The following is an 18,882-nucleotide window of genomic DNA, read 5'->3' as shown; positions in this document are numbered from 1 at the left end:
TTATTCATGATCGAGGTAAAAACTTACTGAAATTTATAAAATCTGAATTATTTTAAAGTTTTTTAAAATCAAACTTTAAGAAATTCTAACTTGGGTGTATGAATGTAGTAAAGCTGCTGTCACATAAGAGCAGAAAAAGCTTCCTTCAAAACATGCACATCTGCATCTTTTTTTATGGCATCATTTGATAAGATTTGACGCCATCTACGTGCTCCATCCTTACCATAAAACAAACCAATCATATGACGCGTCACGTGAGAAAGCCTCCCTCCTGATGCTATATGTTGTGCAGCATAATCACACATGACCTGAATAAGATCATAGTAGTTCAAGTCATTCTGTGTTTCACCATATATTTCAGAATCAATATGCATTAATAAGGTGGGATTATGATAAACTTGCCGACCAATCATGACAGCATCACAAAAACCCAGATGCTCTTTGACCTCATTGAGAGATTTAATGCCACCATTTATTCCTATAAATTTATTATAATATCTCTGTTTTAATTTATAAACTCTTTCGTAATTAAGTGGAGGAATATCGCGATTTTCTTTCGGACTCAATCCTTGTAACCATGCTTTGCGCGCATGTACCCAAAGTGCATCACAGCCAGCATTCCAAACTTGATCAGCAAAAAAATCTAAAGCTAACTCTTCATCTTGATCATCCACACCAATTCGACATTTTACAGTTACAGATACAGTAACAGCTCGTTTTATCGCTTCCACAGCATTTGCCACGATACCAGGATCGTGCATTAAACAAGCACCAAATATACCTGCCTGAACACGATTTGATGGACAACCAACATTGAGATTTATTTCATCATAACCAAAATCCTCTGCAATTCGTGCAGCCTCTGCCAATTTTTGAGGATCTGATCCACCTAACTGCAGTGCAATTGGATGCTCATTGGAATTTAAAGCTAATAGCTGTTCTCGAACACCATGAATTACAGCATCAGCTACAATCATTTCAGTGTAAAGCAGTGCTTTTTTTGTTAAAAGTCGATAAAAAAATCTACAGTGTCTATCAGTCCAATCCAACATTGGTGCTACTGCAAACTTTACATGTGATGGCAAACTATAGGATATCATAGGATTATTAACACTACATTTTTATTAATAGTTTTCCATACATACATACTACGATCCATATTTTTATTTCACAGAAAATTTTATTCGCTTTTGTTAAAAATTGAGGACATAAAAATACAATTTATATTTAATTGTTTTTAGTTACTCTAAAATTAAATAATAAAAAAGCATAAATATTCTATTTTAATAACTTACTTTTAAATATACTTTATAAAATTCAAATATAAATATAAATTATTTACTAAAACAAATATTAACTTTCATCATATTTCTCTTTTAACATTGTATAAACTTACCAAACATATCACTGGAATACTATTAACTATAAATACATATACCAATCGTAAAATTATGGCTTATATTTTTCTAACTCTTTCAATGTATTATATGAATAAACACCGTAATGAACCAATATAGATTTCATAAAGAGCGCGTCATTATAAAGTTTGTCCAGTTTCTTTTTTACTTTGCATATAAGCAGCAAGAACATCAACTTCTTCCTGACTAAACAAAAGTCCAAGTTTTGAACGGCGCCATAAAACATCTTCACACGTCTTAGCCCATTCATTCTTCATTAACCATTGTACTTCTATCTCATAAAGCCCATGCCCAAAATTTTGTCCCTTATCTGCCTTACCATTCTCAAATATCACCAATGCTTCAGAACCATAAGATCGAGCAAGCCTGCGATGCGTAAAAGTATCTAAACCTGAAATCAAAAGAGCAATCTCATTTTCAATTACATCTAGCTTATTATATGGAAAATCCCCTCCAGGAAGGGTTGAATGAGCTGTCCACGGACTTCCCTTCCTTCCAAGAGTTTTTTCAACAAACTTCATCACATCTTCAGCCAGTTTACGATAAATTGTAATCTTACCGCCATAAAGATTCAGAACTCGAGGCTCATCTTCTTCACCCATTTCTTTCAGAACGTAATCACGTGTAATTTTTTGTATTTTTGTAGCTCCATCATCATAAAGCGGACGAACACCAGAATAAGCCCAGACAATATTTTCACGTAATACCGGCTGTATAAAATATTCACTCGCTGCTGCACAAATATAATCAATCTCCGCATCCGTAATATGAACATTAGCAGGATCACCTTGGTAGCCACAATCTGTTGTTCCAAGCAGTGTGAATTCTTCTTGATAAGGAATAGAAAATATTATACGCCCATCACCATTTTGAAAAATGTAAGCACGATCATGGATATAAAGCTTAGGAACTATAATATGAGAACCTCTGACAAGGCGTACTGGTGAATACTCTTTACAATCTAATAAATTTGTCAAAACATGATTAATCCAAGGACCCGTCATATTCACAATATAAGAAGCTGTAATACAATATTCCTTTCCAGTTAATTTATCTCGAAGAGTTACAAACCATTTTTTTTCTTTCCTCTTTAAGAATAGAACCTCTGTCCGTACTTTTATATCAGCACCCAATTTTTGAGCATCGCGTGCGTTAGCAATTACTAAACGTGCATCATCTACTCTTGCATCGGAATATTCGAAACCTTTATGATACTTTTTTTTAAGTGTATTCTTAAAATTTCTTGAAAAATTAACAGTTTTACTACGCCATAATTTCTGATTCCAGTCACCGAGATAATCATAAATGAAAAGTCCAAACCGTAACATCCAAGCAGGACGCATTTTTTTATGATAAGGAAGTATAAAACGCAAAGGACGTACGATATGGGGCGCCATACGCCAAATGATTTCTCGTTCTTTCAATGCTTCACGAACAAGCCTAAATTCATAGTATTCAAGATAACGAAGACCACCATGGATAAGTTTTGTCGATGCACTTGACGTACCTGATGCAAGATCATTCATCTCAGCCAACCCCACTTTAAACCCACGTCCAGATGCATCTCTTGCTAATCCACACCCATTTATTCCCCCTCCTATAATAAACAGATCATAATGCTTTGTGGTTTTCATAATTTTACTTTTCATATTAAGTTTATTATTTTTCCTATGTCCTTAATAAAGCTATAGCTAAAAATAAATATCAATGTTATCAACTTTATTATTAAATCGTTTTTTTTACAGTAAATGCACATAAAAACACACTTTATATAATTATAAATTATAACAATACTTTATAAACAAAGAAAAAAATTCAAATACATAGAAAACATAATCATCTCATAGTATACGTTACATAATTTGTTTTATAAAATTGATGTTTTTTCTGTAATTAACTAAATTTACAACTACAGCTAAATGCTTTGTTGCATATATGCAATGGTTTTCATATATTTTATCAACTAACCAGTTTAATCGACCTCACAATAAAAATACGAAGGCATACAGATGACCTATCAGCCTCCATATTCAAAAACAATGTCAATTGTAAAATTCTCAGCTGCAGCCGTATTGAGTATTTTAGTCTGCTTTCCTTCTTTATCAAATGAAAATACGCCAACTTATTCGAACTCAGAAAACCTTAAAATACAACTCTTAGAGGATCCTGTCTTTTTATCGAAACTTAAAGAAAAAATTACACCGCATATCAATGATAATGATATTCGGAACATTGTAAGAGACTATTTACTTACTAACCCAGAAATTATGATTCAAATGCAGATTGTTCTTCAAGAAAAAATAGAAGAACAGAGAAAGAAAAAAGCTCAAGAAGAAGCTTTTATTATTAACTCATTGCAAAAGGAAATTTTTCAATCTCCTCATGATGTTGTTTTGGGAAATCCAAAGGGAAAGATAGTACTTGTTAATTTTTTTGATTACAATTGCAGCTACTGTAAAAGATCTTATTCACACATAGAAAATTTAATAAAAGAATATCCAGATTTGCGAGTAGTTATTAAAGATTTGCCAATTTTGGGACATGATTCTACAGCAGCACACACTGTTGCCTACGCTTTTAGAAAACAATTTCCAGAAAAATATTCCCAATTTTATAAAATGCTTTTAACAAATAAAAGTCGTGCAAACGAATCTACAGCTATAAAAATAGCGGTTTCATTAGGAGCAGATGAAAAAAAACTACGCAATGCTATGAAAGATCCTAATCTGCAAAACTCCTTTAAACAAAATATTCAGATTGCTTCTATGCTAAATATGACGGGCACCCCTTCTTATATTATTGGAAACAAATTATTTATTGGAGCTGTGGGTGAAGATGTTCTGAAAGAGGAAATACAAAATATGCAGTAAAATATTTTCTCTATTGTATCATATAAAAAATGGTGCAGAATGAATTATTTTTTTCTTTCTCTTTTTTATTAATAGACTTATAAGTGCAATTTTTATAGCAATTAATTGGTTTAGGTTGGGGGATTTACATTAGTGAGTGTAAGCTTATCAGAAAATAAATAGGTCTTCATAAAAGCTTCAAAATAAGGTTATCGGTAATCTAAAAATGTTGAATCATAAAATAAAATAATGGTGATCTTCATTGATCAGGGAGTTAAAAATAAAATGACCACAAAAAAAATGGACGCGACAAAACATACGACAATAGACACAAAGATCATTCGCGACCTTGCTGAAATTTTAAACGATACAAATTTAACCAATATTGAACTTGAACAAGGTGAACTGCGCATTTGTGTGTCACGTCAAAACACCTCCATCACTCCTTCTGAACAAACAATTTACACTCCTCCTGTTTCCGTAGATTTAACTTCTCTTTCAACCCCAACAACTGAAGCTCTTAGACAAGAAGATAAATCAAAAAATGCGATAACATCTCCAATGGTTGGTACAGCATATCTTGCACCTTCACCAGGTGCACAACTTTTTGTAGAAGTCGGCCAAAATGTTTCTGAAGGACAAACATTACTTATCATTGAAGCAATGAAAATGATGAATCAAATTCCATCACCGCGCTCAGGTAAAGTGACAGCTGTTTTAGTTCAAGATGGTCAACCAGTTGAGTTTGGTGAACCACTTGTCATTGTTGAATAAAGTGAGGCGCAGCTATGATTCAAAAAATTCTCATTGCTAATCGAGGAGAAATTGCTCTTCGCATTCTGCGAGCTTGCAAAGAACTTGGGATAAAAACTGTAGCCGTTCATTCAACTGCTGACGCAGATGCGATGCATGTTCGTCTTGCTGATGAAAGTGTCTGTATTGGCCCCCCAGAAACTCGCGATTCTTATTTAAGTATCCATCAAATTATTGCTGCTTGTGAAATTACAGGAGCGGATGCTGTTCATCCAGGCTATGGTTTTCTTTCTGAAAATGCAAAATTTGTAGATGTTTTAGAAGCTCATGATATTACATTTATAGGCCCAACAGCTGCACATATTCGAATGATGGGCGATAAAATTGAAGCAAAGAAAACTGCTAAAAAGCTTGGAATTCCAACAGTACCAGGCTCAGATGGAGAAATCACTGAAGAAGCAGATGCTTTACGTGTTGTTAGTGAAATTGGTTACCCCATTATTATTAAAGCTTCTGCAGGCGGCGGTGGACGCGGTATGAAAGTCGTTTACTCTGAAAAAGAATTTGCGAAAGCTTTAAAAATAACCCGTTCAGAAGCTGAAGCAGCTTTTGGAAATAATGCAGTTTATATTGAAAAATATTTAGAGAAACCACGCCATATTGAAATTCAAGTTGTAGGTGATGGAGAAGGAAACGCTATCCACTTAGGAGAACGTGATTGTTCACTACAGCGACGCCATCAAAAAGTGTGGGAAGAAGCTAGTTCGCCTGCACTCAATGAAATAGAACGGGAAAAAATTGGTAATATCGTTGCGAGCTCTTGTGCTAAACTTGGGTATCGTGGAGCAGGAACCGTTGAATTTCTTTATGAAAATGGTGAATTCTATTTCATCGAAATGAATACTCGTTTACAAGTCGAGCATCCTATAACTGAAGCAATTACTGGCATAGATTTAGTACATGAACAAATTCATATTGCATCTGGTCAAGGGCTTTCAGTGAAACAAGACGATATATGCTTTTCTGGTCATGCTATTGAATGCCGTATTAATGCTGAAGATCCTGTTAGTTTTATGCCATCACCAGGGACTATTACACATTTTCATACGCCTGGCGGTTTAGGAGTTCGTATTGATTCAGGTGCTTATTCAGGTTACCGTATCCCCCCTTATTATGATAGTTTGATTGGAAAACTTATTGTTCATGGGCGTACACGCTTAGAGTGCATGATGCGTTTACGGCGTGCTTTAGATGAATTTGTAGTCGATGGAATTAAAACTACGTTACCTTTATTTCGAGATCTCATTAACAATAAGGATATTGCAGATGGTAACTATAACATTCACTGGCTGGAAAAATATATTTCTGATCAATCTTTTTCTCCAGATGCATAGCTTGATAAACCAAATAAAACATTTTTATTAAATAACTCTACGGAAATGGTATTAATACGGCTGCAAAAATAATAAGATGATAAAGAAACTGATTATTTTGTTAATTTGTCATATATTTTTTGAAATATCTATTAAAATTAATAATTTTTTATTTTCCTTTTTGTAAGTTTGTGTTATCTCCCGTGTGGGAGTGCCCTTATAGCTCAGTTGGTAGAGCACCTGATTTGTAATCAGGGGGTCGGGAGTTCGAGTCTCTCTGGGGGCACCAATAAAATCAATGACTTAGCGGCTTTTCTTCAATTATGAAAAAAGATTTTTTAGCTGCGGGGTACCCTACGGGTCACCCGAGCAAGGTTGTTGGAAAGTGTATAAAGATGGCTATATCTGAATAGTCGATTCACTAAGGTATCAAATCAATATCTAATTTTAGGCAATAGTTATGAGGATGAGCATAATCATTTGTGACTTTGATTCGTTATAATGGTTAAGTTATTTTAGAAAGAATAGTTTCTTCAAGTTTTTTGCGTAAGATAATTTCCAAACCAAGAGTTTGCGCAACTGCAACGAGATTTCCCATTTTAGGCTCGCGGCGCCCATGATACCAACTGCGTACTGCATCCCATGATACACCTGAAGTCCACGCGACATCTATAAGCGTCATTCTCTTTTCGATGCGTGCCTGCATAATGGCTTTCATAATTTCATGGCGATCAGTCAGTTTAATTTCTTTTACATCAGAAAATGGTACTAGTGAAACTGGCTGGATTAATGATGCTTGAAAACTCTTTTCATTTTTAATGGAAAGATTATTCAAATTTTGCTCTCTTAACATCATTTTAAAAAAATTAAATATAGAATTTGGTAATTGCTTAATGTAGACAAGTTTACTGCTGCTGCAATTAACCTTCTCTTTTAGCCTTTTTAAATCTCTTATTCAGTATTAATATCTTAAAAAAGAATATCAGCATTATAGAGCTAGTAGTCATCAATGATGAAATCAGATGAAATATCATTTTTGTCATCGTTGATATCTTTCACCACTGTTACAGATACTTCAGGCGCAATCTGTTTTTGAATGGGGAGAATCTCTTCCACCGTTGCTTCTACAATATTTTATGGGATAGACGGTGTATATTGGGAAGCATCTTTCTTTTTTAAAGCTGCCTGCACACCCTTAGAACGTTTAATTATCTGCTGACTGTTTTTGTGATTTTCTTCCGTTTCCACTGTAACAACCTGGTATGTATCATCTGAGATATCCAATACTTCATCTTCTGCATATACTCCATTTAGAAGATGCGGTGCGTAAAGACGCCCAAAGAATGCTGCGGCACGATAACAGCCCATTTGATCTGGCATTGTCTTCCATTTAGAACCATCTTTACCGTACCACCCTTCCATAATAGCCATCTCTAGGGTAACTTCTGTTCCCTCCAGAACTCGACCTGTACTTTTTTCAACAGCATAAGCAACGTATGATTTATTGGTTGCATGAGCAATTTTTTGAGCTTGATGACTTTTAAATGCCCAAATATCCTTTACTCGAAAACGAAGTGGCGAAAAAAGTCCTGAAACATTAAGGACAGATACAATAAAGCTTGATGACCAACTTGGTCGACCGTTGATGATATGCAAATTCTGCATAACCATAAGAGGCGAAATGCCTATACGTTTGGCTATATCAAGCGCAATCATGGCGTTTCCAAGATTATCAGCTCCTTGATATTGCTTCGGAACTAAAGCTGAAGTTACAAGCATTTTACATATGCGTTGTGCATCTTCAAAAAATTGCATATCTGAAAAAATGCCTGCTCCTTTCAATTGTGGTGGAGCTAAGGGATCAATTGTTTGAACTTCATTTTGTGAAATTAGAGTGACAGATCGTGATTGTACACTCATTATGCGTAAATTCCTTTTTTCTTAAGTTTAGAGACACGTAAATAACGACAAGTTGTTTCTGGGTAATTCACTGTATATACAGCTTTGGATATCGTTGGGGCGCTGACTTTCCACCCCCGCCCAACAACCGTTTCAGCATCTTCAATGGCATTAAGCAAAGCGGCATTAGCGTGTTTTTGTTCATTTTTTGCTAGCTTAAGAGCTGCATCTGCTTGATATTTTTTTGCTATCAATATTTCTATTTCATCAACGTCAATATTTTGGGCTGGTATATCTAGATCAATTGATCTGCCTTTTTCGCTATGACGATAAATGTTACGGATAGTATCGTGATCCGCTAAGTAATCTGCCAACGGAGGATTTCTGACTTTTACTCTCGTCAACATAGCATTACATGCAGAAAAAAAATAGCCTCTATTGCCTCCTCGTCTGCTTCACGAATAAGCACTCTTGCTTTATTGCCACCAATTAATCCACCAATAGCTCCCCACGAAAACCCACAGACCCCCATTTGATGTTGTAATTGGAATTCAATATGAGCTGGCGCTTCTTCATCTTCCCATTGTTGATAGGCAATAAAATTATCGACGTTTTTTATTTCTAAGCATCCATAACCACGCTCTAGATTTTTGTCATCCCAAATAATGTAATCAGGTGAGCAAGCAACACGCGGATGTGCAATACTTTCAGCATAAAGAAAGGGATCATCACCAACAATTATCCAATCATTATCATCACAAATACCTTGAGCAATGGCCTTTTGTAAGCGCTTTCCCCATAACATGCGTTCATTTTCAACAAATTTTGGTAACACATTTCCAGCAAGCTGATGATATAAATCAAATTCCGTCATATAAGGTGAAACACCAAACAGCGCAGAACTTGCAGTCGCAGTAATATGGTGTGCACGATTTTCTAACCATTCGGCTTCATTATCAAAGGCAAACCAATTTGCTACATCAGGGTATGGAATAAATTCAAGTAATCTTTTCATATATAATGATTACTATTTAATAACAAAATTAGCAATCAAAATTTTTACCTATTTTATATTTCATATCATATAAAGATAATTATTACCCATAGTATCTTTATTATCCCCCTATTATAGCTAAAATTTTTATACATTTTATCTCATACGCATTTTCATATATATTATTTATTTTATATATTTTTATACATATAGGGCTAGAAACCTATAAAACCCGGATTTTTTTGATGTATGGAAATGTGTATGAAATTGATTTTGGTTTCATACAACAAAAAAATTTCATACATTTGGTTATTTTGTTGACTTTTTGTTATCAATATCGTAAATTAATTACTTATTTGAAATCATGACTGAGATCACTGTATGGAAATTACTCTCACAATCGATGATGACGACATTCAGGATTTGATGTACCAACTTCAAACACCTAGACTTCAACACACGTTGATTAACGCTGTTAATGCAACTGCAACCGCTTTAAAGTGCAAATCTACGAACCTTGTTGCTGAAAAACTTGGTGTGCCTAAAGAAAACAAATATCGTGTGGCAAAAGAAATCAGTGTAACGAAAAAAGCCACAGCCAATAAAATGAATGCCACGGTTACCGGTGATACCAACAGATTGCCATTGCGAATATTCCCGCATCAAGAACAACTCCAAAGCGGTACCATTATAAAAATTTCAGGAGAGGATCGTATGTATAGGGGGGCTTTCCATATGGGCGGAAAATTCCCAAACAGAGTGCCACTTAAAGTTGGAGGAGGAAATATTTTTAAGAAATCTGAAAGTAAAACTAGAAGAATTAAAAGTAAAAATGGAACATATTTAGGATATGGTATAAGAAAAGTTAAAGGAATTTCTGTGACTAATGTACTTGAAAAAATTACATCACAAGAAAAACTAAGTAATTATACTTATAATATACTTGAACGTAATGTTGTTAACAAGCTGAATAAGGCAATCGATAAAGTATGAAAAGCGATAAATTTCAATTTTTATTTAGAGTTTTTAATAAAAAGGTACTTCCTCGAGGGGGTAGGGTCGAACACGGTTGAGCAGCGCGATATTCTTCTACCTTTAGAAATTTTTTATATTGCTAAAATATTTATTTTATTGATTTTTTTGGCTCGAATTTTTGCCAAAAAATAAAGGGGCAATAAATGATAAAAATCTATAGTAAGCCAGATTGTGTGCAATGCACGATGACTTATAAGGCATTGAATGCACGTAAACTAACTTCTGAAATAATTGACATAACAAAGGATGAAAAGGCTTACGAATATATCCAATCTCTTGGTTATTCACGCCTCCCTGTTGTTGTAACAGAATCTCAACATTGGGCGGGATTTAGACCAGATAAAATCAAAGAGCTATAAGCATCACTCCTAAGTAGTTTAAACATGATAGGTCGGAAAAAAAGCTCAGGGACAACTGGTAAAAAACTTAAAGATCGTAAAGGTATTTCAACCAATGCGTTTGCCAAAAAGATGGGAGTTCATTTTAATGCAGTACGTTCACGTGTTGAGAAAGGCTACTTAGATGAAGCGCTTTATCCAGACGGTTCTCTCAATGAAGATATAGCCACTAAAGTATGGCTTCAAATCTCTTCTGTTGATGCAATTGCTAAAGCAAAACGCGCAAATCCTAACCTTATCACTACTGATAGTGTTATTGATCAAGAGCTTGACCAAAATACTATTAGTTCAGCTAATCTTAAAAAGAAGCTTATCGATATAGCATTAGCAAAAGTTGAGTTAACCGAAAAACAGAGAACTACTGTAAAACTTGCTGATGTGCGAAAAGCGGCTCGTAGCTTTGCTCGTAGTCATCGTGATGCTGCATTAGCCTTCCCTGCCCGTTATGGTGCTGAGATTGCTGCCGAGGTTAGTATTGATCCTGCAATTTTAATTCCAGTTTTAGAGAAATTTGTGCGCTCATCTTTGACGGAAGCACTTAATATTCCTGAACCATTTCTTGATCGTGAGAACGAGGAAGATTAAATGGAAGTAGACGGTTTAGACGCTATTACAGCTGATGGCTATAATATATTTTTAGAATATGCGCTGGAGGCAAGAAAACCAAACCCACCATGGACAGTATCGCAATGGTCTGACAAGAACCGTCATTTGGCTACAGTATCGTCACCTGAACCTGGACTCTGGAGAACATCACGGACGCCTTATTTGCGTGAGATCATGGACAATTTGTCTGTCTATTCACCTGTTGAAACGACAGTAGTAATGAAAGGTGCACAAATTGGAATGTCAGAAGCAGGAATGAATTTTTGTGGCTATGCAATTCATCATGCACCTGGTTCTGCACTCTATGTGATGCCAACCGTTGATACAGTCAAAAAACTCTCAAAAACCCGACTTGAGCCAATGATACGAAACAGTCCAGTTTTGTCAGAACGGATTGCACCACCCCGCTCGCGTGACTCAGGCAATACCATGTTGTCTAAAGAATTTGACGGCGGTGTATTGCTCTTAACGGGTGCAAATTCAGCTGCTGGCTTACGTTCTATGCCAATTAGATATTTGATCCTTGATGAAGTTGATGCTTATCCAACAAACGTCGATAACGAAGGCGATCCCGTTCAGCTTGCTATTAAGCGTACAGCAAACTTTATTGGACGAAAAATATTTCTTCTCTCAACGCCAGCAAATCAAGCTACTAGTCGTATTAATGCTGAATACAACAAAGGCGATAAGAGGCTTTATCATGTTGTCTGTGAAGGATGTGGAGTACTCCAGCCTATTGTGTGGACGAGTATCAAGTGGCCAAAAGGAAACCCTGAAAAAGCTGTATTTGTTTGCCGTGAATGCGGACACGAGCATCCCGAACATCGCAAAAGACACTTAATGAAGGAAGAGAATGGTGCTTGTTGGATAGCAACACAGGAATCCAGCCGCCCTAATTTACGATCTTATCATATTTCAGCGCTTTACTCCCCTTGGTTTAAATGGAGTGAATGTGCACGAGATTTTCTTAGTGCGCGCCATGACCCTGCCCTTATTCAGCCATTTGTAAATACCGTTCTTGGTGAAGTCTGGTCAGAACGTGAAGATGAAGCAATCCCACCCGACACACTTCACGCTTTGCACTAAGAATACCCTATTTTACCGCCACAAACGCTAGCATTAACATGTGGTGTAGATGTCCAACCAAATCGTCTAGAATTAGAGTTAGTGGCATGGGGCGCTGGTGAAGAAAGCTGGAATATTGATTACCAAGTCATTGAAGGAGATGCTTCAAGTGAAGAGGTATGGGAAAGATTAGATATTTATTTAAAAAGACTTTGGCCTCATCCTGCTTTTAAAAACGGATTTCCCGTATCAGCTACCTGCATTGATACAGGAGGACTAAACACCCAATCTGTTTATAAATACGTAGCAGCGCGTGAGCGAAATTATCCCATATGGGGAATTAAAGGTAACCCTGGGTCAAAACCTGTTTGGCCAAAGGCTCCCTCGTTAAACAACAAAGGTGGAATTAATCTTTATATCGTTGGTGTAGACTCTGCAAAAGAGATTATAACTGCACGCCTCAAAAAAGTGGGTTCCAATGTAAGTGGATCTGGTGCATGCCATTTCCATATAGATCGTGATCTTGAATATTTTGCTCAATTGACCAGTGAATATAAAGTTGTCCGTTATCACAAAGGACTCAAAACCGTTGGTTGGGAAAAAGCAGCCAAAGATCGCAATGAAGCACTTGATTGCCGCGTATACGCTTATGCTGCTCTGCAAGGCTTAATTGCTCTAGGATTAGATTTAAACCGAGATGCAGAAAAGCTCGAAAACAGATTAAAAGAAATGGACAATAGTCAAAGGCATCTCCCGATTAACCCTGCTATAGTTGATAAAGTATCGACGAAAAAACAGAAGAACCCCTACCCGTCAAGGGTCAGTTCTTTCATAAAAAATGGGGAAAATCGAAAAAATGGCAGACTCTATTAAGGAAAAGCTGACGACATTATTAGAAAAACGCAAAAAACTTGAAGAAACCATTTTTTCTGGCGAACTGATGGTTCGCCACGGTGAAACACAAGTAATGTACCGTTCTATTGATGATCTCAAAAAAGCACTTTGCGTTTTGGATGAAGAGATTGCTACCTTGAATAACACAGGTGGTTATCCTCGCTACTTCTCTCCTAAAATAAGAAGTGGCTATTAATGGCATTTTTTTTTAATAAATTTAATCCATTTGCCAAACAATCAAATGACCAAGAAGCACGATTACGTGCAGATAGTCATAGTGAGCGCCTCTCTGGACTTGAAACGCCACAAGAGCATCTTAATCGTGTCATTGAAGCTGCAGGAGCTACTGTTGTTGCTCGATCACGCTGGCTTTACGATAATGATCCTATTTACTCATCCGCAGTTGATGAGTGGGTTTCTGCCACAGTGGGTGATGGTGTCAAGCCTTCCCCACGCATCCAAGGATTTACAAAGCAAACCAACCGTTTGAACGATTTATGGTGGCAGTGGTGTGATAAAGCCGATTACCGTCAAAATTACGATTTTTACGGTATCCAAGAAGAGGTCGCGCGTGAAGTATTTTTAACAGGTGAATGTTTTATCCATTTGTTGATGGTTCCTCAAGACAAAATAGACAGCGACCAAAGTACTTTAACTTTAGATTATGTTCCACTAAAACTTGAAGTCTTAGCCTGCGAAATGCTTGATGTCGAGTATGATTGCCCCGCAGAAAAGTCAGGAAATTATATCCGGATGGGTATAGAGTTTAACCAAAAAGGGCATCGAGTTGCTTATCATTTCTTTAAAGAACATCCCTATGATGAAACAGGAATCTTTAAATTAAATTTTAATAGTAATGAACGCGTAAGGATTCCAGCAAATCATATAATCCACATAAAAGAAATGCGCCAAAGCGGACAATTGCGCGGCATTCCAAGGGTAACACGTGTACTTACAAAAATCTTTAATCTCGATTTTTATGATGAAGCTGAATTAGAGCGTAAAAAAACAGTAGCGTTGTTGGCTGGTTTTTTAGTCGAACCTTCACATGATACCGTAAGTCCATTTTCAGATGCTGCAAAAAAAGAAAAAGGCGAAAATCATGAAAAGTCCATTCCGAATTGGAAGCCAGGAACAATAACAGATGTTGGAGCTGACCGTGATATTAAATTTTCAAATCCCGCAGAAGTGGGGGGCTCTTATGATGCCTTCCAATATTGCAATTTGTTAAAGATTTGCTCAGCGCTTGGAGTCCCCTATTCTGTTGTCACGGGTGATGTTACACGTGGTAATTTCTCAAATGTGCGAACATCTATTATTCAATTTAGACGACGCGTTGGACAATGGCGCGCTAACGTTTTGATTTTTCAGCTCAATCGTATTGTATGGGAGCGGTTTGTCCTATTAGCACAGATGGCAAACGTTATTAATTTGCCTAATTTTTATGAAAATCCAACGCCCTGGTTACAATCTGAAAGTCATGCACCTCCCTTAGAAATGATTGATCCATCTAAAGACATGGCAGCAAATGAAATGGCTCTGCGTCTTGGTCTTACCAGTCGTAGAAAGCTGTTAAGCGAACAAGGCATGGATATTAGCGACATTGATAGTCAAATAGCATCAGATAGGGAAAATGAACACCGTTTAGGATTAGATTTTTCACCACATATGCTTACTGCACCAACCTTCTCAATATCTAATAATAATGAAGATGATAGGAAAAATAAAGAACAAAAAAAGCTAGAAAATACCGGAGATAAAGATGATTGATGTACCTCACCTTTATCAAATGCTGTTTAATCATCCGCTCATGGTAACAAGAGCAAAGCTAGATGTTGTTTTAGCAAGTTTGAGTTCTCGCATTTTGGGAGAACATAAATTTGATAAAATTGAACAAAAAATCACGGTTCTATACAAAAAGGCTCACTGTATCGCTGTTATTCCCGTATTTGGCACACTGGTGCGTCGACATAGCTTTTTAGCGGCACAATCAGGTTTGACTTCTTATCAAAATTTACGTGCAGGATTTTACAAAGCTACGCGCGATGAAGATGTCAAAGGCGTTCTATTAGAGGTTGATAGTGGTGGTGGTGAAGCTGGCGGTGTATTCGATCTCGTTACTGATTTGCGTACTATGGCTCAAAAATATCAAAAACCAGTTTTCTCCCTTGCTAATGAACAGGCCTGTTCCGCAGCCTATGCAATTGCTTGTATTGGACAAGAAATTTGGGCAACACAAACAGCTGATCTTGGTTCTATTGGTGTAGTATCTGCTCATGTTGACCAATCTAAAGCTGATGAAAAGGCTGGCTTAAATTGGACATATATTTACTCAGGCTCCAATAAAGTTGATGCCAACCCTCATCAACCCTTGTCTGATGATGCTCGTTCAAAAATTCAAGCTAATTGTGACACGCTTTATCAAAAATTTGTTGAGTTAGTAGCAAGCTGTCGTCCGCTAACAGCTAACAAAATTCGCGCTACCCAAGCACAAATTTTTATGGGTGAAGAAGCCCTAAATATTGGACTATGTGACCGTATTGGCACCAAAATGATGGCGCTTCATGCCTTAATGAAGCTCATAAATAAAAACCAACATAAAGAGGATAATCCAAAATGGCAGAAAACAAATACGCACGAAAAAAACGCCTCGAAGAAGACGAGAGAAAAGACGAAAGCAATCCATACATCAATGCAGAAGACGATGAAAACGAAGATGAATTCGTCGAAGAACTTGACGAAAATGAAGAAGAGCTAAAGAGCATTGCAGCTGAAGCCGATATAGATGATGCGAGTCACTCCGATAATGATGAAGAAGCCAGTGAGGTCGAAGATAATGAAAACATAAACGTGAAAGATGATGAAGAAATTTTAGCCACAGACACTGACAATGACGATGACGACGAACCACAAAGAAAACAGACAAAAAGCAAAAAAGATGCCAAATTGAAAAAAAGTTTGGCAAAAAATGCGACGCTAAAAGAGCGGAAACGATGCCTTAAACTCACCCATATTAGCAAAATCGCTAACAGGATGGGTGTATCATTTAATGTAAAGCAAGCTGTTGCAGATGGGTTGAGTGTACAAAATGCTGCAAAAGCGATTATGCGGGCTGCTCGTGAAAACAGAGGAAGCTACGCACTTACCAACATTCCCCCACAGAGGAGCGATCGTTTTTCATCATCTCAGTCTGTAAGTGCTTCTAAAATTAACAATATGTGGGCTAAAGCCAAAAGGAAAAAATAAAATGTCGCATGTATATACTGAAGGATCTTGGATTGCCGAATATCTAATTGAAGACTCTATTGCAATTTCTCGCGAAGAAGTAATCATTGCAAAGGGACAAGAATTAGAAGCAGAAACCGTGTTGGCACGGCTTCATACTACTGGAAAATATATAGCTCTTAAACCATCAGTAAAATCATCAAAGGACGATGAACCATCTAAAAGCGACGGATCAGATGTTGCTTGTGCAATTTGCTACGATAATGTCGATTCTTGCGAAAATGACACGCCAGCCACTTAACAGCACGTATATCTGCTGTCAGTACAGAAGCATTAATTTGCCCAAGAGATATAACTCCTGAACAAAAAATTAAAGCCATTAATGATTTGGCAGAACGTCAAATTATTTTGCGATAAGGAAGCTTTTTATGAATTTCAGTATTTTTAAAAATGAAGCGTTTTCCAATACATCTATGACTAAAGCCTTAGAGCTTTATGAATTTCAGCCAGACTTGATCGGTTCGTTAAATATATTTGAAAACGTTGAAACAGACACCACTATAGCCACTGTTGAACGTCGTGATATAGGGTTGGAGTTAATTAAAACTTCTCCTAGAGGCACTCCACTTAAAGTCGGTAAACGCAATTTGCGAAATTTTGAAACGGTGCGCATAGCAAAATCTGCAACGCTCCACGCCTCAGAAATTCAAAATATGCGAGCGTTTGGTAAACCGAATGAATTACAGACAGCTATAAATCTTATAAGCTTATATCAAAATAAACTCGTTCGCGAAATTGAGATGACTTGGGAAAACATGCAATTAGGAGCCATTAAAGGAGCTGTCCTAGATGCTGATGGAACGGTGACTTATGACTGGTTTAAAGAATGGGGAATACCAAGACCAAAAGCCATCAACTTTGATCTAGATACTGAAAGCACAAATGTTGAGGGGATTTGTCGCCAAATTGTACACAGCATAAAGAGAAAAGCAGGCAATAAATATATGCCTAATTCTCAAATCATTGCGCTTTGTGGAGATAAATTCTTTGATAAATTAACAAGTCATAAAATGGTTCGCGAAACTTATCTTAATACAACACAAGTTCAAAATCTTAATAGAGCATTTTGTGTAGCTACAGAAAGTCCTGTAGGCACTGATAGTTTTGCTTATTTTTATTACGGAGGCATTTTCTTCTATAATTATCACTCTATTGATGATTATGATGAAACAGCAAAAGAGGGAACAAAACTAGCTTTAGGGGTTAAACCCAATGAAGCGCACTTTGTGCCTGTTAATGTAGACGGCGTATTTCAGAAAATTTTTGCACCTGGTGAAAGCTGGTCTCATGTTAACGAAATTGGTCTGAGCCTTTATTCCACAATGATACATGATCTTGATCGTGAATTTTGGGTACAGCCTGAGGTTTTTTCTTACCCATTATTTATTTGCTTACGCCCAGAAATGTTGATGAAAGGCGTATCTGTGGCTAAAAAATAATAAGATGAACACCACCCTTCTCGTCATAACAAAGGGCGAGAAGGATAAGGGTTTATGCGCATTTTACATCAGTATGAATAAAATCATTTCCTTTAAAGAGCAAAGCTGCATCAAGCACTTTACAACAAGCATAACTAAAGCAATCACCCATATTTAAGTTAGCTTTATGCCCTGTTCCTTTGCCATAAGTTTGATAAGCCGAAATAGCATTCATCGCTACATTTTCGTCTAATGGTAATAATGATATATTGAAAGAGTCAAAAAAATCATCAACTATTTTTACAGCTTCATCACTTTTTTGACGTGATACTGGTTTACCCAAACCCGCTTTTATTCGGCATAACCCTGCCACAACTTCAAATTTGCCGATAGCAGAACAATATAGCGCTTCACTATGGATGATTTTGAGAAAAAATAACTCAGCCTCAGGCTCATTTAATAAAATAGCTAAAATAGCCGATGGCTCAACAAATAACACTAAATTCCCCCACTTAAATCATCAAAAAATTGCTTTTTTTCTGCTTCAGATAAAAGGCGATAATCATCGCTTAAAAATTCTTTCGTACAGTTTTGTAAACGAGCAACAATTTGTGCAGGTGTTTCTTGCTCTTTTTTTTCATCTAAAAGCTTGCGAAAAGCAACTTCAGCAGCTTCACGATAACTTTTAAAATGAAATTGTTTTTTCACTTCGTCAGCTAGCTTTCTTACCGTCTCATCAGGGATATATAAAGCCTTTGGCATTGTCTACTCCAGATAATATTATTCTAATAATATTATAATAGCTATATTTTAATATTATTCAACCCATGACACTTGTCTGCTGTGATTTAGGCATGTTTGTTATACAGTTCCTTTTTAAGAGGTTATCGCAAAG

Annotated in this window: 19 protein-coding genes, 1 tRNA gene and 1 pseudogene; 13 read left to right on the top strand and 8 right to left on the bottom strand. The window is 36.5% G+C overall.

Translation table 11 applies throughout. The features are described 5' to 3' along the window. Nucleotides 1-119: 119 nt before the first annotated feature. A complete protein-coding gene (gene dusA, locus WCP78_RS04075; RefSeq protein ID WP_336279239.1) occupies nucleotides 120-1,100 on the bottom strand; it encodes a tRNA dihydrouridine(20/20a) synthase DusA in 981 nt (326 codons plus the stop codon). 437 nt (nucleotides 1,101-1,537) lie between these two features. After that, nucleotides 1,538-3,052, bottom strand: coding sequence for a glycerol-3-phosphate dehydrogenase (glpD, locus tag WCP78_RS04070; protein ID WP_336279238.1), 1,515 nt, complete (start codon nucleotides 3,050-3,052; stop codon nucleotides 1,538-1,540). Nucleotides 3,053-3,427: 375 nt separating this feature from the next. Here glpD and WCP78_RS04065 point away from each other — a divergent pair, with 375 nt between their 5' ends. The 4 genes from WCP78_RS04065 to WCP78_RS04050 all read left to right on the top strand — a co-directional run bounded on the left by WCP78_RS04065 (nucleotide 3,428) and on the right by WCP78_RS04050 (nucleotide 6,682). After that, nucleotides 3,428-4,288 carry a DsbA family protein gene (locus tag WCP78_RS04065; RefSeq protein WP_336279237.1) on the top strand — a complete coding sequence of 287 codons (861 nt, stop codon included), beginning with the start codon at nucleotides 3,428-3,430 and terminating at the stop codon, nucleotides 4,286-4,288. 264 nt (nucleotides 4,289-4,552) lie between these two features. Beyond that, nucleotides 4,553-5,041, top strand: a complete 489-nt coding sequence (gene accB, locus WCP78_RS04060) for an acetyl-CoA carboxylase biotin carboxyl carrier protein (protein WP_336279236.1) — start codon at nucleotides 4,553-4,555, stop codon at nucleotides 5,039-5,041. Between the two features lie 14 nt (nucleotides 5,042-5,055). Continuing rightward, nucleotides 5,056-6,414, top strand: a complete 1,359-nt coding sequence (accC, locus tag WCP78_RS04055) for an acetyl-CoA carboxylase biotin carboxylase subunit (protein WP_336279235.1) — start codon at nucleotides 5,056-5,058, stop codon at nucleotides 6,412-6,414. A 192-nt stretch (nucleotides 6,415-6,606) separates the two neighbouring features. Next, nucleotides 6,607-6,682, top strand: a tRNA-Thr gene (locus WCP78_RS04050). Nucleotides 6,683-6,898: 216 nt separating this feature from the next. Here WCP78_RS04050 and WCP78_RS04045 read toward each other — a convergent pair. The 4 genes from WCP78_RS04045 to WCP78_RS04030 form a co-directional block, all read right to left on the bottom strand. Further along, entirely contained in the window at nucleotides 6,899-7,228 is a 330-nt protein-coding gene (locus WCP78_RS04045) for a helix-turn-helix domain-containing protein (RefSeq protein WP_336279234.1), read from the bottom strand. Nucleotides 7,229-7,527: 299 nt separating this feature from the next. Further along, nucleotides 7,528-8,313: a recombinase family protein gene (locus WCP78_RS04040; RefSeq protein ID WP_336279233.1), complete on the bottom strand. Its 786-nt coding sequence runs from the start codon at nucleotides 8,311-8,313 to the stop codon at nucleotides 7,528-7,530. Further along, nucleotides 8,313-8,699: a hypothetical protein gene (locus WCP78_RS04035; protein WP_336279232.1), complete on the bottom strand. Its 387-nt coding sequence runs from the start codon at nucleotides 8,697-8,699 to the stop codon at nucleotides 8,313-8,315. The genes WCP78_RS04040 and WCP78_RS04035 overlap by 1 nt, the downstream gene beginning before the upstream one ends. Beyond that, a complete protein-coding gene (locus tag WCP78_RS04030) occupies nucleotides 8,693-9,307 on the bottom strand; it encodes a YqaJ viral recombinase family protein (protein ID WP_336279231.1) in 615 nt (204 codons plus the stop codon). The genes WCP78_RS04035 and WCP78_RS04030 overlap by 7 nt, the downstream gene beginning before the upstream one ends. A 360-nt stretch (nucleotides 9,308-9,667) precedes the next feature. Between WCP78_RS04030 and WCP78_RS04025 the strand changes: the two genes are divergently transcribed. From WCP78_RS04025 to WCP78_RS03985, 9 genes and pseudogenes are all read left to right on the top strand, one after another. Continuing rightward, nucleotides 9,668-10,279 (top strand): hypothetical protein, encoded by a 612-nt coding sequence (locus WCP78_RS04025; protein ID WP_336279230.1) that lies wholly within the window; start codon nucleotides 9,668-9,670, stop codon nucleotides 10,277-10,279. A 185-nt stretch (nucleotides 10,280-10,464) separates the two neighbouring features. Continuing rightward, nucleotides 10,465-10,680, top strand: a complete 216-nt coding sequence (gene nrdH, locus WCP78_RS04020; protein WP_336279229.1) for a glutaredoxin-like protein NrdH — start codon at nucleotides 10,465-10,467, stop codon at nucleotides 10,678-10,680. A gap of 24 nt (nucleotides 10,681-10,704) precedes the next feature. Continuing rightward, nucleotides 10,705-11,304, top strand: coding sequence for a hypothetical protein (locus WCP78_RS04015; RefSeq protein WP_336279228.1), 600 nt, complete (start codon nucleotides 10,705-10,707; stop codon nucleotides 11,302-11,304). Then, a pseudogene (locus WCP78_RS04010) lies at nucleotides 11,305-13,263 on the top strand (phage terminase large subunit family protein). Beyond that, nucleotides 13,247-13,480, top strand: coding sequence for a phage head-tail joining protein (locus tag WCP78_RS04005; RefSeq protein WP_336279227.1), 234 nt, complete (start codon nucleotides 13,247-13,249; stop codon nucleotides 13,478-13,480). The pseudogene WCP78_RS04010 and the gene WCP78_RS04005 overlap by 17 nt, the downstream one beginning before the upstream one ends. Beyond that, a complete protein-coding gene (locus WCP78_RS04000) occupies nucleotides 13,480-15,054 on the top strand; it encodes a phage portal protein (protein ID WP_336279226.1) in 1,575 nt (524 codons plus the stop codon). The genes WCP78_RS04005 and WCP78_RS04000 overlap by 1 nt, the downstream gene beginning before the upstream one ends. Beyond that, nucleotides 15,047-16,042, top strand: coding sequence for a S49 family peptidase (locus WCP78_RS03995; protein ID WP_336279225.1), 996 nt, complete (start codon nucleotides 15,047-15,049; stop codon nucleotides 16,040-16,042). Before WCP78_RS04000 ends, WCP78_RS03995 begins: the two co-directional genes overlap by 8 nt. Nucleotides 16,043-16,531: 489 nt before the next feature. Next, the gene (locus tag WCP78_RS03990; protein ID WP_336279224.1) at nucleotides 16,532-16,810 is read left to right on the top strand and encodes a head decoration protein; all 279 of its coding nucleotides are present in this window, start codon (nucleotides 16,532-16,534) and stop codon (nucleotides 16,808-16,810) included. Nucleotides 16,811-16,937: 127 nt separating this feature from the next. Further along, nucleotides 16,938-18,008 (top strand): major capsid protein, encoded by a 1,071-nt coding sequence (locus tag WCP78_RS03985; RefSeq protein ID WP_336279223.1) that lies wholly within the window; start codon nucleotides 16,938-16,940, stop codon nucleotides 18,006-18,008. 52 nt (nucleotides 18,009-18,060) lie between these two features. On the opposite strand, the gene WCP78_RS03980 is transcribed toward WCP78_RS03985, so the two are convergent. Both WCP78_RS03980 and WCP78_RS03975 read right to left on the bottom strand, forming a co-directional pair. Further along, nucleotides 18,061-18,486: a type II toxin-antitoxin system VapC family toxin gene (locus WCP78_RS03980; protein ID WP_336279222.1), complete on the bottom strand. Its 426-nt coding sequence runs from the start codon at nucleotides 18,484-18,486 to the stop codon at nucleotides 18,061-18,063. After that, a complete protein-coding gene (locus WCP78_RS03975; RefSeq protein WP_336279221.1) occupies nucleotides 18,486-18,749 on the bottom strand; it encodes a hypothetical protein in 264 nt (87 codons plus the stop codon). Before WCP78_RS03975 ends, WCP78_RS03980 begins: the two co-directional genes overlap by 1 nt. Nucleotides 18,750-18,882 lie beyond the last annotated feature (133 nt).

Source organism: Bartonella occidentalis, from assembly GCF_037070875.1.
Lineage (GTDB): Bacteria > Pseudomonadota > Alphaproteobacteria > Rhizobiales > Rhizobiaceae > Bartonella.
This window is presented reverse-complemented; position numbering and strand designations above follow the sequence as displayed.

Bases quoted from the DNA above. Each gene is read 5' to 3' on its own strand.
- WCP78_RS04015 (WP_336279228.1), top strand. From the start codon at position 10,705: ATGATAGGTCGGAAAAAAAGCTCAGGGACAACTGGTAAAAAACTTAAA.
- WCP78_RS03985 (WP_336279223.1), top strand. From the start codon at position 16,938: ATGAATTTCAGTATTTTTAAAAATGAAGCGTTTTCCAATACATCTATG.
- nrdH (WP_336279229.1), top strand. From the start codon at position 10,465: ATGATAAAAATCTATAGTAAGCCAGATTGTGTGCAATGCACGATGACT.
- accC (WP_336279235.1), top strand. From the start codon at position 5,056: ATGATTCAAAAAATTCTCATTGCTAATCGAGGAGAAATTGCTCTTCGC.
- WCP78_RS04005 (WP_336279227.1), top strand. From the start codon at position 13,247: ATGGCAGACTCTATTAAGGAAAAGCTGACGACATTATTAGAAAAACGC.
- WCP78_RS03990 (WP_336279224.1), top strand. From the start codon at position 16,532: ATGTCGCATGTATATACTGAAGGATCTTGGATTGCCGAATATCTAATT.
- WCP78_RS03975 (WP_336279221.1), bottom strand. From the start codon at position 18,749: ATGCCAAAGGCTTTATATATCCCTGATGAGACGGTAAGAAAGCTAGCT.
- WCP78_RS04035 (WP_336279232.1), bottom strand. From the start codon at position 8,699: ATGTTGACGAGAGTAAAAGTCAGAAATCCTCCGTTGGCAGATTACTTA.
- dusA (WP_336279239.1), bottom strand. From the start codon at position 1,100: ATGATATCCTATAGTTTGCCATCACATGTAAAGTTTGCAGTAGCACCA.
- accB (WP_336279236.1), top strand. From the start codon at position 4,553: ATGACCACAAAAAAAATGGACGCGACAAAACATACGACAATAGACACA.
- WCP78_RS04065 (WP_336279237.1), top strand. From the start codon at position 3,428: ATGACCTATCAGCCTCCATATTCAAAAACAATGTCAATTGTAAAATTC.
- glpD (WP_336279238.1), bottom strand. From the start codon at position 3,052: ATGAAAACCACAAAGCATTATGATCTGTTTATTATAGGAGGGGGAATA.
- WCP78_RS04030 (WP_336279231.1), bottom strand. From the start codon at position 9,307: ATGAAAAGATTACTTGAATTTATTCCATACCCTGATGTAGCAAATTGG.
- WCP78_RS04025 (WP_336279230.1), top strand. From the start codon at position 9,668: ATGGAAATTACTCTCACAATCGATGATGACGACATTCAGGATTTGATG.
- WCP78_RS03995 (WP_336279225.1), top strand. From the start codon at position 15,047: ATGATTGATGTACCTCACCTTTATCAAATGCTGTTTAATCATCCGCTC.
- WCP78_RS04000 (WP_336279226.1), top strand. From the start codon at position 13,480: ATGGCATTTTTTTTTAATAAATTTAATCCATTTGCCAAACAATCAAAT.
- WCP78_RS04040 (WP_336279233.1), bottom strand. From the start codon at position 8,313: ATGAGTGTACAATCACGATCTGTCACTCTAATTTCACAAAATGAAGTT.